This window comes from Nocardiopsis sp. iso_237 (genome assembly GCF_056173345.1).
Genome location: NZ_CM149669.1, coordinates 1,312,783 through 1,325,639, shown reverse-complemented (window position 1 = coordinate 1,325,639; position 12,857 = coordinate 1,312,783). Strand labels below are relative to the sequence as shown.

Here is a 12,857-nt window from a genome sequence, read left to right as displayed (position 1 = left end):
CGCTACCTCCCCGTCTTCCAGCAGGCGGCCCAGTGGCCGGGGTCGATCTCCACCAGGGGCGGGGTCTCCTCGCACTCTTCGGAGGCGAGGGGGCAGCGTTCCCGGAACCGGCAGCCGGAGGGCGGCCGCAGCAGCCCGGGCGGCGTGCCCGGGATGCCCTCCAGCCGGGTGCCCTCGGTGGTCGTGCCGACCTCGGGCAGCGCCCCGATGAGCATCCGCGTGTAGGGGTGCCTCGGTTCGTTGATGAGCGTGGCCGCCGGGCCCTTCTCCGCGATCCGGCCCGCGTACATCACCATGACCGAGTCGGCCATCTGGTAGACGAGCGAGATGTCGTGGGTCACGAAGATCATGCTCTTGACATAGCCGCGGTCGCGGAACTCCACCATGGACTCGACCACCGAGCGCTGGGTGGACACGTCCAGGGCCGAGGTGGCCTCGTCCGCGATGAGCAGGGACGGGTTGAGCAGGGTGGCCATGACCATGACCACCCGCTGCTTCATCCCGCCGGAGAGCTCGATGGGGAACCGCTGGAGCACGTCGGGGTCGAGCCCCACGAGCTCCAGTCGGCGGTTCAGCTCCTCCGCGACCGTCGCCGGGCGGACGCCGCGTGCGCGCAGCAGCTCGTTGATCATCCGACCGATCCGGCGGGTCGGGTTGAGCGCGCTCATCGCGTACTGCGGGATGAGCGAGATCTCGTGGTACCGGAACGGGTTCATCGCGCGGTCGTCCGCGACGGGCACGTCCTTCCCGTCCAGCTCGATCGTGCCGTCCACGTGCCGCATCCGGCCGTCCAGCCGGATCAGGCTCTTGCCGAGGGTGGTCTTGCCGCAGCCGGACTCCCCGGCCAGGCCCATGATCTCCCCGTCGGCGAGGTCGAAGCTCACTCCGTCGAGGGCGTGAACGTCCCCGCGCAGGGTCTGGTAGTGGACCTTCAGGTCCTTGACGCGCAGGGTCATCACAGCTCCCGCAGCTTGGGGTTGAAGACCTCGTCCAACCCGACGTTGAGGATGTACATCGAACCGACGAGCAGGGTGATCCCCGCGCCCGGCGGGACGAACCACCACCACATGCCGAGCTGGAGGGCGCTCCAGGCTCCGGCGCTCTCCAGCATCAGTCCGAGGGAGACGCCGCCCGCCGGGCCGAGGCCGATGAAGTCGAGTCCGGCAGCGATGAGGATGGCGCCGCCGAACAGCAGGATGAACGACATCACCAGGTAGGAGCTCATGTTGGGAGCGATCTCGCTGGTGATGATCCGCCAGGTGCGCCGTCCGCTGAGCCGGGCCAGGTCCACGTAGTCGCGGGTGGCCAGGGTCAGGGCCTGGGAGCGGACCGCGCGGGCCGCCCACGGCCACGACGTCAGGCCGATGAAGAGCGCCTGGACGACCAGTCCGCGGACGTCGAGGTAGGCGACGGCGACGATCAGCACGACCATGCCGGGCAGGACCAGCACGACGTTGGTGAGCATGTTGAGGATCTCGTCGACGACCCCGCCCTTGTACCCGGCCACGAAGCCCACGGTGGTGCCGACGAGGAAGGCGATGCCGCCGCCGAGCAGGCCGGTGAGGAACGTGGAGCGCAGGCCGTACACGAACTGCGCCCAGATGTCCTGGCCGAACGTGGTGGTGCCCATCCAGTACTCGGAGCTGGGCGGCTGGCTCTGCGGGCCGATGTAGACGTTGGGGCCGTGGTCGATGAACAGGGGCCCGACGAGCCCGACCGCCAGGAGGGTGAGCACGATCCCCGAGCCGATGAGCAGCTTGGGGTTGCGCCGGGCGAAGTGCAGGGTCTCGGACATCCGGCGCTCGCCGGTCGCCTCGGGTGCGCCCCCGGGGTCGGTGGCCCCGGGGGCGCCGGGGATGCTGCTCATGACGCGCCTCCCGTCATCTGGACGCGCGTGCGCGGGTCGACCAGGACGTAGATGATGTCGATGATGAAGTTGGCGATCAGCACGCCGACGACCACGAACAGGAAGATCCCCTGGAGCAGGAAGAAGTCGCGGTTGTTCAGCGAGTTGAGGATCAGGGTCCCCAGGCCGGGGTAGTTGAAGACGATCTCGGTGAGCAGCGCCCCGGCGATCAGCGTGCCCAGCTGGACGGCGAGCCCGGTGATCTGCGGCAGCATCGCGTTGCGGAACGCGTAGCGGCGGATCAGTCGGCGGGGGGCGCCCAGGGCCTGGAGGTAGTTGGAGTAGTCCGCCTCCAGCTCGTAGATGATCATGTTGCGCATGCCGATCGCCCAGCCGCCCAGGGCCACGACGAACATGGACAGGAACGGCAGGAACCAGTGGGAGATCAGGTTCGAGACGAACGTCCACGACCATGACGGTGTGAGCGCGAAGCTGTACCCGCCCGCGGTCGGGAAGAAGCCGCCGACCACGGACAGCGAGTAGGCGAGCAGCAGCGCGATCCACATGTAGGGCATCGCGGTGAGGATGTAGCCGATCGGCAGGACGGTGTTGTCCAGGACCTTGCTCCGGGCCGCGAAGGCGCCGAAGCGGTTGCCGACGATCCAGCTGAGGATGATGGCGGGGAGCAGCAGGCCCAGGGTGAAGGGCACGTGCCGCAGGATGACGTCGGTGACGGGCTCGGGGTAGAGCCACACGCTGACCCCGAGGTCACCCCGGAAGAGACCGGCCCAGAAGCTGAGGTACTGCTGGTGGAGCGGGGTGTCGAGGCCGAAGACCTCGTTGTAGTACGCGGTCATCCGCTCCAGGGCCTCGGGGTCGGAGACCGAGGCCCTGCTGAGCATGCTCCGGACGGGGTCGCCGGGCATGAAGCGCGGGATCATCCAGTTGATGGTGACCGCCACGACGAAGGTGATGGCGTAGATGCCGACTTTTCGGCCCATGTAGCGCCACACGGGTGTCCTCCAGGTGTGGGGGCGCGGGTCGTGGGGCGCTCCCGCTCGGGGAGCGCCCCACGTGTGCGCTATTCGGCCAGTTCGATCTCGGCGAGGGTGTAGATCGCGCCCATCTGGTACATGTTGTTCCACATGGTGGCGAAGTGGTCGGGGGTTCCCTCGTCCTCACTGGGCCAGTTGGTCCACACCTGGTTGCTGGCCTGGGACCACATGCCGTTGTACCAGAGCGGGATGATCGGCAGGTCGTCCAGGAAGATGCCCTGGAGGTCGGAGGTGATCGCGGCCATGTCCTCGGTGTCCTCGGCGGGAGTCGAGGCCAGCTGTTCGGTCAGGTCCCAGGCCTCCTCGTTCTCGTACCGGGCGTAGTTGGCCGTGGTCTGCTGGTCGCGGATCGGCAGCTGGAAGATGAAGTCGTAGTACGTCCAGGGCGTGTTGCTGATGCTCCGGTCGTTGTTGATCATCAGGTCGAACTCCGCCTTGCGGAAGTTCTCGATGAGCAGCTCGTGCTCGGGGAAGGCCGGTTCGACCTTGATCCCGACCTCCTGGGCGTTCTCGGCGATGACGTTGGCCGCCTCCATCCAGTCGCTCCAGCCCGAGGGGACCTCCAGCGACAGGGTGATGGGTTCGCCGTCGGGGGTCTCGACGAAGCCGTCGCCGTCCTCGTCCAGGTAGCCCGCCTCCTCGAGGATGGCCACGGCCTCGTCGGAGTCGTAGGTGAAGCCCTCGTCCGCGACCAGCTCGTGGTCGACGAACTCCTCCCACTGCGGGAGCAGGCCGGTGGGGTCGGCCGGCTCGACGAGGTTGGTGTAGGGGCCCTCGACGATCTGGTTGACGTCGACGGCGTGGGCCAGTGCCCGGCGGAACTCGGGGTCGCCCAGAGCGGGGTGCTCGTGGTTGGGGACGAGCCAGGCGGTGTTCGCGGACTGCATGTAGGGCGGGCCCGCGAAGTAGCTCGTGATGTTGTTGTCGTTGCTGATGACCTGGTCGATGCCGGGGAGGAAGTTGTTGGAGAGGTCGACCTCGTGGTTGTTCAGCATGTTCATCGTGACGTCGTTGGACGCGTTGACGATGTCCACGATGTAGGTCGGCTGCATCTCCAGGCCGAGGGCCTCGGTGCCCCACCACTCGTCGTTGCGCCGCCAGACCATACGGTCGTCCGCGTGGTTCTCGTAGACGTAGGCGCCGGTGCCGACCGGGTCGCGGTTGGGGTCGTCGTTGACCTGTTCCTGGCTCTTGTCGGCCCAGAGGTGGTCCGGGACGATCGCCCGGTTGGCCACCCAGTTCATCCACTCCTGCGGGCGCGCCTCGGAGAAGGTGAGGGTCACCTCGCGCTCACCGGTGGCCTCGGCGCTCTCCAGGTAGTCCCAGACGTTGCTGTAGTGGATGTCGAAGTGGCCGAGCTCCAGGGTGGTGACCACGTCCTGGGCGACCAGGGGTTCGCCGTCGCTCCACTCGACCCCGTCGCGGAGGGTGATGACGTGCGTGTTCTCGTCCGGCCACTCGTCGCTCTCGGCCAACCAGGGCGTGTACGCGCCCTCGCTGGGATCGAAGACGAAGAGGGGCTCGTAGACCAAACCGACGGTCCCGACCGCGTAGTTGCCCTCCATGATGGGGTTCCAGTTGGTGGGGGGACCCCAGGCCGTACCCGTCGTGTACAGCGTCTCGTTCCGGGGGTAGCCCCCGGAGTCGCCCCCTGCGCCCTCGCCCGAGCACGCGCTGGCGACCAGCACCAGCGCCGCCAGAGCGGCGGGAAGCCTCAGAGATCTCATCTCGACTCCTCCTTTCACCCGGTCGGCCCTTCGTATGGGGGGAAGCCGATCCTGGCTCGGAAGGCTGGGAGCGCTCCCAATAGAGGGAGCGAAGGACCGTTGCTGAACCGGGTAAGTGACGTTAACAACAACACGGACCGGCGAACCCCGTCAATCCCCGACACTTCGGTGTTATCCGCTTGTAACAGCGGATTCGGGGTCCCCCACCAGCGGCCCCGTGCTTCCACGAGGGTGCAGCTCCCCCACCGGACTCTCCTCGCTCTCCACCCGCTCGCCGTCCAGGACCCGGCCGAGCATCCCGGCGACCTGGCGACCGTGACCCACCACGTCCCGGCTGATCGCGGTCAGTGAGGGCCGCACCAGACGGCACAGCGCCGAGTCGTCCCACGCCACGATCGACAGCTGGCCCGGCACGTCCACGCCCATCTCGGCGGCCACACCGAGCCCGGCCACCGCCATCAGGTCGTTGTCGTAGACCAGCGCGGTGGGCCGGTTCGCGGAGGCCAGCAGGCGCCGGGTGGTCCGGGTACCCGCCTCCCCCGTGTAGTCGGCGTTCACCGAGTACGCCTCGGCCAGCCCGGCCCCGGCCGCGGCCTCCAGGAAGGCGGCGCCGCGCACCCGGGTGTGCAGGAAGTCCTCCGGGCCCGCGATCCGGGCGACGCGTCGGTGCCCCAGCGCCGCGAGGTAGCGGACCACCTCCCGGACCGAGGCGCCGTCGTCGGAGTACACGCAGGGCAGACCGCCCACGCCGTCGGGCCCGCCGAGGAACACGGCGGGCAGGCCCAGGGAACGCACCGCCTCCGGACGGGGGTCGTCCGCCCGCAGGTCGACCATGACCACCCCGTCCACCCGGCGCTCCGAGGCCCAGCGCCGGTACACCTCCAGCTCCGCCCGGTGGTCGTCGGTGACCTGGAGCAGGAGGTCCACCCCGGCCGAGGCCAGCTCCGTCTCGACTCCGGAGACCAGCTGCATGAAGAACGGTTCGATGCCGAGCGAACGGGCCGGCCGGTCCACCACCAGCCCGACGGCGCCGACCCGGCCGCCCGGGGCCAGCGCCCGAGCCGCCTTGCTGGGTGCCCACCCCAGGTCGTGGGCGATGTCCAGGATGCGCCTCCGGGTCTCCTCCGAGACCCCGGGGCGCCCGTTGAGCGCGTACGAGACCGCCCCCTTGGACACCCCCGCCGCACGGGCGATGTCCATGATCGTCGGCCTCCGCATCAGAGCACCCACAGTGTCTCCCTCACGTCCTCTCTCCTCCCGTCCCCGGTCGCGGACCGGGGCTCCGAACAGCCGGTTCACTGAACCGGTTAAGCGATCGACACGGGATTGTACCCACGGCGGTACCGGGCACCCCAGGGGTTTTCGGGGCGGCGGCGCGGGGCGGGGCGCGCCGGAGCGGGAGGGGCGGGGAGGCGGCTACCCCTGGCAGCCGGGGCACCAGTACAGGGTGCGCCCGGACAGCTCGGTGGCGGAGACCGGCGACGAGCACACGCGGCAGGGGTCCCCGGTCCGGTAACAGACGTAGAGCGTGTCGGGCCGGGGCACCGGGAGCGCGTCGGGGTCGGGCCGGTCCTCCGGCCGCGTGGTGATGATGTAACCGTCCCTGACGCCGTCGCGCAGGAGCGCCGTGAGGTCGGCCCACAGGGCGTCCCACCGCTCCCGCGTGAGCTCCCGGCCGGGGGTCAGGGGGTCGAGCCCGGCGCGGAAGAGGGACTCGGCCCGGTAGATGTTGCCGATGCCCGCGATGACGTCCTGGCGCATGAGGAGCACCGCGAGACTGCTGCGGGACCGGCTCACCACACTCCAGGCCCGTTCGGGGTCGGCGTCGGGGCGCAGCGGGTCCGGACCGAGCCTGGCCTGGACGGCGTGCTTCTCCTCCACGGTGATGACCTCGCACGCCGAGGCGCCGCGCAGGTCCGCCCAGCCCGAGGAGTTGACCAGTCGGACGCGGACCGCGCCCACCGGCTCCGGTGGGACGACGAAGCCGTCCGGATCGCGGCGCAGGTCGAGGCGTTCGGCACCCTCCGCGCGGGGCGCGCCCAGGTGGCGCTCGCCGTCGGCGTCACCGAAGGACCAGGCACCGTAGAGGCCGAGGTGGACGCGGAGCCACTCGCCGGAGTCGAAGCCCAGGAACAGGTGCTTGCCGTGCGCCTCGCTCTCGGTGAGGACCCGGCCGTCGATCCGGGCCGCGCCCTCGACGAAGCGTCCCTGGGGGCTGCTGGCCCTCACCGTGCCGCCGCCGAAGGTCTTCTCGAAGTGTGCGGCCAGCCGGTGCAGCGTGTGACCCTCAGGCACCCGTGTCCCCTTCTGTGAGCATGTGTCCTTGGCTCCAGGATAGGGCGCGGGCCCGCGCACCCGACCGGGGTCGAGGGGTCAGCAGGCGGAGAGGATCTCCTCCACCAGCGTCCGGGGATCGGTGAGGCAGCGCCAGGCGGGCACCACCACCACGAGGTCGTCCGTGGCCTCGCTGAGTGCTTCCCCCCTGGCGAGCAGACGGCGCAGAGCGGGGCCGTCCGGCTCCCCGTCCAGCAGCAGGAGCACCCGCCGAGCGCCGTAGCCGACCACGAGGTCGGCGGCCCACCCGTCGAAGCTGCGCCCCGCCTCCACTCCGGTTCCGGCCGTGCGCAGGGCGTCCACCAGGGCGATGCCGGCCGGGGTGGCGCCGGGCCCGGAGCGTCCGCCGAGGAGGTCGCGGAGGGGGCCGTCCCCACCGGTCCAGTGCCCGCGGTCGCCCACCACCACGAGGCGTTCGCGGGTCCGGGTGAGCAGGGACGACCACAGGTGGTTCATCCGGCGCACCCTGCGCTCCGCGATGGCCGGGGCGCCCGCCGCGAGCATCGGGGAGAGCACGGTGACGTCGGCACCGGCGGCGTCGGTGTCCAGCATGTCGGGCCCGCCCACCCGGACCCGGCGGCGCAGGTGGCGTTGGCGCAGCAGCCTGCGGAGCAGCGCCACCTGCGGTTGTAGCGGGGCCACCACCGCGAGGTCGGCCCCCTCGGGCAGCTCCCGGTCGAGCTCGGCCACCACCACCGCCACCCGGTAGGCCTCCTCGCGGTTGATGTAGGAGGACCCGGGCGCCGCCTCGCACTCCCCCGCGACGTCGCGCCACTCGAAGGCGGGCCCCTCGCCGCCCCGGGGCGGGCCCGCCACCACGAGCCGCCCGCCGTAGCAGTGCCGGGAGGCGGACGCGGCCAGGACCTCGGGGGCGCCGTCGTGTTCGCCCAGCCAGAGCGTCGTCGGGGTCGCCGCGCGCACCGCCCGCAGCGCCGAACCCGCGCCGTACCGGAGCGCGCGGTCGTCCAGCTGGTCCGCGACCAGACCGGCGGTGGCCAGGGCGCGCCGCTCCTCCTCCGGTTCCAGCACGCTGGCCGGGCCCGGGTGGGCCGGGTCGCCCGCGACGACCGCGCGGTGGGCCCGGTAGAGCACCGGCAGGAGTTCGCTGACCCGGGTCCGCTCGGCGCCCACCACGACCACCAGGTCGAACATGCCCGCTTCCGAGGGCAGGGCGCGGGCCTGGTCGGTGCGGCAGGTCCACACCGGCAGCGCGTCGAGGAGGTCGGCCGGGCCGGGCCAGCTCCCTCCGTGGTTCCAGTTGAGCGCCTCCACGCGGTTCTCGATGGAGGCGCGGCCCCGCCGGAGGCGTGGGCCGGTCACCGAGGCCAGGCAGGCGGCGCTGGCCGCGCGGTGCCGGGCCCAGGCGTCGGCCAGCTCCCGGGTGAGTTCGTTCAGGGGCGCGCAGCGGGTCCGGCGGTCCACGGCCTCGCGCCACGCGCTCTCCAGCCGGGCCACGGCGCAGAGCTGGTCGAGCCCCTCGGGGTCGGTGGCCACACCGAGTTCACGGCGGACGGCGGCGCGGTGGTGGAAGCCGCCCAGACCGCCCCCGGCCGCGCGTTCGGCCCGGTGCAGCCAGTACTCGGGGCCGCCGTGCTCGGGGGTGAAGAGGGTGTCGGGGGCCCAGCCCCGGGCGATGCTGCGACCGCGCTCCTCGGCCAGGTGGGCGAGGACGTGGCCGTCCGCGGCCAGTGTGTCCATGGCCGACCAGACCCGGCGGATCCGGTTCCACGAGGCGACCAGGTCGTCCCGGTGCCCGGTGCCCTCCTCCCCGGAGGGCGGGCCCGCGACCGCCGGGGACTGTGCGTGACGGGAGAGCAGACGGGTGAGCTGGCGCTGTTCGGCGGCGCGTTCACCGGTGCCGCCCGCGCGGACCACCGGGTGCGCGGGGGCGGTGTCGGCGCGGGCCAGGACGGCGTCGAGGTCGGCCTCGGTCCGGCCGCACACCAGGACCCGCTGGCCGCTGGCGACCGCAGTGCGTACGAGCGCGTCGACCAGGTCGTGGACGCCGCTGCGGGGAGGGGCGGCCACGGCGGTGAGCTGCTCGCGCATGGCGGCGCTCAGGACCGCGTACTGGGGCTGGCTGAGTTCGGTGGCCGAGACCGGGACCGTCGGGGGGTTGTGGTCGCGGTCCCGGGGGTCGCGTCGGTGGGCGCGCGGGCCGCGGAGCGGGGACTCGGGGATCCGCCGGCCCGCGGCGGGGTCCGTGGCCCGGGCGGTGGGGGCCGCATGGGCGGAACTGCCGAGCAGGGACTCCAGCGCGGTGCCGAGGACGGCGCCGGGGTCGAGTCCGTCCTGGTGGGTGGGGTCGAGGTCCGTGAGGACCCCCTCCACCCCCTCGGCCGGGGCCGGTGCGCCGTCACCCGTCGCCGTGGGTCCCGCCCGGAAGAGCACGGCGGTGTTGTGCGCCCCGGGGGTGAGCGGATGGGGCCTGCCCCGGGTGCCGAGCGGGGCGATGTCGTCGACCCGTTCGATCTCCAGCCGGGTGAGGAGGGTGCGCACCTTGACGGCGAGGTCGGCGACGGCGGCGGGCCGGTGCGCGGGGTCGGGGGCCCCGGAGCGGAGACGGGTCCGCAGCTCGAAGAGGTCCTCGGGGTCGGTGATACCGAGCCGGGCGAGGAGGGCGGTGTTGACGTCGGGCCGACCCACGGCGCGCACCAGCGGGCCCGGGCCGGTGCCCGGGAGACCGGTGGCGCCGACCGCCCCGGGTTCGTCCACGGCCCGGACGTCCACGGTGAGGAGGGGCAGGGCCACGCGGTCCGCGCCCTCACCGAGGATCACCAGGGGGTAGCCGTAGCGCAGCGCCTGGCCGTGCCGTACGGCCAGACGGGTCACCCGGGCGCTCTCGGGGTGCGCGGGCAGCGTGTCCCTGGCCCCGCTGAACAGCAGTTCGGGACCGGCGGGAAGGCAGGCGCAGGTGTCGGTGTCCAGGCGTTCGGCGCGCACCACGTGGGTGAGCACGGACTCGCGGCGCAGGCAGGCCCGCAGGTAGGCCAGGAAGGAGCGGATCCCGCCCCGGTCCGCCGGGGCCTTCCAGCGCACGGACGGCGCACCGACCCCGGCGGCCCCCCGGTCCCGGCCCGCGAACCGGCCGCCGGTGGTCGGGTAGGAGCCCAGACCGCCGATCTGCTCGTCGTCCTGTAGTGACCTCACGACGCCCCCCTGACCACCCGACCACGCGTGATCAGATGACTACCCCCAGCTATCAGGGCCATTGTGGTGCATTTTCCGCGCCCCCACCCGGCGAACGCCGGAACCGGTGCCACTTTCCCCGGGGCCCGGTCCGGCGCGCGCTCAGTGGGACGTCCGGCCGCCGACCACCCCGCGCAGCCACACGGCGACCAGCTCCACGGCCAGCACGACCCCGAAGACCATCAGGGTGATGAGGGTGACCACCCCGAACTCCAGCACCCGGGCGGCGTTGAGCAGTTCGTAGCCGATCCCGCCCGCGCCGACGATGCCCAGGACGGTGGCCGACCGGATGTTGACGTCCAGCTGGTACATGGCGTGTCCGACGAAGGCGGGGAGCGCCTGGGGCAGTGTGGCGCCGAAGAACACCTGGACCCGGCTGGCCCCGGTGGCCCGCAGCGCCTGCTCGGGACCGGGGTCGACCTCCTCCACCGAGTCGGCGACCAGCTTGCCGAGCAGTCCGACGGCACCGATGGCCAGGGCGAGGGTGCCCGCCACCGGACCGAGCCCGATCATCACCACCAGGACGATGGCCAGGATGAGTTCGGGGACGCCGCGGACCAGCACGACGAACATCCGGCAGGCCTGCCCCACACGGTGGTGGGGGGCCACGTTGCGCGCGGCGAGCACGCCCACCGGGAGTGCCAGCACCAGGCCGAGCAACGTGGCGGCGAAGGCGATCTGCACGGTGACCAGCAGGCCCTGGAGGAGGCGTTCCCCGATCCCCCCGGTCTCCGGCGGCCAGAACAGTGCCAGGGCGCCCAGCGGCCCCCGGCCGGAGTCGACGAACCCGGTGAAGTCCGCCAGCGAGTAGCCGACCGACCCGGCCAGGACCGCCACGGTGACCAGCGCGTAGAGGGCCCGGCGCACCCGGGAGGGGGTCCAGGGCGGGCTCACCCGGGCCGAGGCCCGTGCGGCGGCGGAGGCCGCCCGGGGGTCCACCGCGGCGTGTGGCTCCCCCACCATGCCGGGGGCACGTCGGCGCAGGCGGGCCGTGATCCCGGTGATCCCGGTGGGGCGCTGGTCGGTGTGCGGCAGCAGGGCCCGGCGCACGGCGACGGACGCCAGCTCGATCACGACGCACAGCACCAGCACGACCACCGCCAGGGCCATGCCGCGCTGGTAGTCGAGGCGGCCCAGGGCGTGGGCGAGGTCCTGGCCGATCCCGGCGACGCCCACGAAACCGAGGATCACGGAGATCCGGAGGTTGATGTCCAGCCGGTGCATGGCGGTGGCGACGAAGGCGGGCAGCACCTGGGGCAGCACCCCGCCGGTGAGCTCCTGGAGGCGGCTCGCGCCCGCCGCGCGCAGCGCCTGGCGCGGACCCTCGTCGATCTGCTCGACGGCGTCGCCGTAGAGCTTGGCGACCATGCCGACCGAGTGCAGCCCCATCGCCAGCACACCGGTCACGGCGCCGAAGCCGAAGAGGCGGAAGAACAGGATCGCGAGCACGACGTCGGGGACGGCGCGGGCGACCACGATCAGGGCCCGCGCGGCCAGCCGGGCCGGTCGCCCGGGGGTGGTGTTCCCGGCCGCCCACACCGCGAGGGGAAGGCTCAGGACCACCGACAGCAGGGTGGCGGCGATGACGATGGCCAGGGTGGTGGCCAGGGGTTCGACCAGTTCACCGGGGGCGGGGAAGTCCAGCGGGAGGGTCCGGGAGAGGAAGTCGGACGCGTTGTCGGCGCTGGAGACGAGGGTGGCGACGTTGACGCGGAGGTCGAGGACGGACCACACGCCGATCCCGACCAGGGCGAGCAGGGTGAGCGCCGCGGCCGTCCCGCTCGGGCCGGGCGCGGCCAGGGTGCGCGGTCGGACGGCGGGTTCGGGCCTCATTCGCACGTTCACCGTCAGCCGACCGTCACGGGGGCGCCGCCCACACGTCCGTAGACGGACATCGCCCGGGCCCGGTCGAGTTCGCGGACCGGGCTGTCCAGCACCACCCGTCCCGAGCGCAGGCCGACGATCCGGTCGCCCCAGGAGAGGGCGAGGTCCACCTGGTGCAGGCTGCACAGCACGGTCAGCCGCTCCTCGGCGGCGACCTCCCGGATCAGCTCCATCACCTGGTGCGCCGACTCGGGGTCCAGGGAGGCGACCGGTTCGTCGGCCAGCAGGACCTCGGGGCGCTGGAGTACGGCGCGGGCGATGGCGACCCGCTGCTGCTGGCCGCCGGAGAGGGTGTCGGCCCGCTGGAACGCGCGGTCGGCCAGGCCGACCCGGTCCAGCTGGGCCAGGGCCTCCTCGCGGACGGCGCGCGGGTAGGTGGGCAGTCCCAGGCGGGGTCCGCGCAGGCGCCCGAGGGCCCCGGTGCACACGTTCTCCAGGACGGTGAGCGATCCCACCAGGTGGAACTGCTGGAAGACGAAGCCGATCCGGCGGCGCAGGGCGCGGAGTTCGCGGCCGCGCGCGGCGGTCACGTCCACGCCGAGGACCTCGACCCCGCCGCTGGTCGGCGCCTGGAGGCCGTCCACGTGGCGGAGCAGGGTGGACTTGCCCGAACCGGACAGACCGAGGAGGACGAGCACCTCCCCGGCGTCGGCGGTCAGTGACACCCCGTCGAGGGCGACGGTGTCACCGAAGCGTCTGGTCACGTCGTCGAAGCGGACCACGGGCGGGGTGCCGGGTGCGGCGGCTGGTGCGGCTGGTGCGGTGTCCACGCGACTCCTCAAGGTCAGTGGAGGGGGCGGGTCGGGAGGTGGGGGCGCCCGT

9 protein-coding genes are annotated in these 12,857 nt (G+C 72.6%); all 9 read right to left on the bottom strand.

Annotated elements, in window-relative coordinates; translation table 11 throughout:
• Window positions 1-2: 2 nt before the first annotated feature.
• Window positions 3-956, bottom strand: coding sequence for an ABC transporter ATP-binding protein (locus tag AC0VYM_RS06125; RefSeq protein WP_475459930.1), 954 nt, complete (start codon window positions 954-956; stop codon window positions 3-5).
• Window positions 956-1,867: an ABC transporter permease gene (locus AC0VYM_RS06120; protein ID WP_475459928.1), complete on the bottom strand. Its 912-nt coding sequence runs from the start codon at window positions 1,865-1,867 to the stop codon at window positions 956-958. Before AC0VYM_RS06120 ends, AC0VYM_RS06125 begins: the two co-directional genes overlap by 1 nt.
• Entirely contained in the window at window positions 1,864-2,859 is a 996-nt protein-coding gene (locus AC0VYM_RS06115) for an ABC transporter permease (RefSeq protein WP_475459925.1), read from the bottom strand. Before AC0VYM_RS06115 ends, AC0VYM_RS06120 begins: the two co-directional genes overlap by 4 nt.
• A gap of 68 nt (window positions 2,860-2,927) precedes the next feature.
• Entirely contained in the window at window positions 2,928-4,628 is a 1,701-nt protein-coding gene (locus tag AC0VYM_RS06110) for an ABC transporter substrate-binding protein (RefSeq protein WP_475459923.1), read from the bottom strand.
• 171 nt (window positions 4,629-4,799) lie between these two features.
• Complete coding sequence (locus tag AC0VYM_RS06105) at window positions 4,800-5,846, bottom strand: LacI family DNA-binding transcriptional regulator (RefSeq protein ID WP_475459920.1); 1,047 nt, start codon at window positions 5,844-5,846, stop codon at window positions 4,800-4,802.
• 198 nt (window positions 5,847-6,044) lie between these two features.
• Window positions 6,045-6,923 carry an Fpg/Nei family DNA glycosylase gene (locus AC0VYM_RS06100; RefSeq protein ID WP_475459918.1) on the bottom strand — a complete coding sequence of 293 codons (879 nt, stop codon included), beginning with the start codon at window positions 6,921-6,923 and terminating at the stop codon, window positions 6,045-6,047.
• A gap of 78 nt (window positions 6,924-7,001) precedes the next feature.
• Window positions 7,002-10,112 (bottom strand): AAA domain-containing protein, encoded by a 3,111-nt coding sequence (locus tag AC0VYM_RS06095; RefSeq protein ID WP_475459915.1) that lies wholly within the window; start codon window positions 10,110-10,112, stop codon window positions 7,002-7,004.
• Between the two features lie 141 nt (window positions 10,113-10,253).
• Window positions 10,254-11,984: a phosphonate ABC transporter, permease protein PhnE gene (phnE, locus tag AC0VYM_RS06090; RefSeq protein ID WP_475459912.1), complete on the bottom strand. Its 1,731-nt coding sequence runs from the start codon at window positions 11,982-11,984 to the stop codon at window positions 10,254-10,256.
• Window positions 11,985-11,998: 14 nt separating this feature from the next.
• Window positions 11,999-12,805 carry a phosphonate ABC transporter ATP-binding protein gene (gene phnC / locus AC0VYM_RS06085; protein ID WP_475459910.1) on the bottom strand — a complete coding sequence of 269 codons (807 nt, stop codon included), beginning with the start codon at window positions 12,803-12,805 and terminating at the stop codon, window positions 11,999-12,001.
• Window positions 12,806-12,857 lie beyond the last annotated feature (52 nt).

Excerpts from the sequence above, each read along its gene's own strand:
- AC0VYM_RS06125 (WP_475459930.1), bottom strand. The coding sequence starts at position 956 with ATGACCCTGCGCGTCAAGGACCTGAAGGTCCACTACCAGACCCTGCGC.
- AC0VYM_RS06120 (WP_475459928.1), bottom strand. The coding sequence starts at position 1,867 with ATGAGCAGCATCCCCGGCGCCCCCGGGGCCACCGACCCCGGGGGCGCA.
- AC0VYM_RS06110 (WP_475459923.1), bottom strand. The coding sequence starts at position 4,628 with ATGAGATCTCTGAGGCTTCCCGCCGCTCTGGCGGCGCTGGTGCTGGTC.
- AC0VYM_RS06105 (WP_475459920.1), bottom strand. The coding sequence starts at position 5,846 with ATGCGGAGGCCGACGATCATGGACATCGCCCGTGCGGCGGGGGTGTCC.
- phnE (WP_475459912.1), bottom strand. The coding sequence starts at position 11,984 with ATGAGGCCCGAACCCGCCGTCCGACCGCGCACCCTGGCCGCGCCCGGC.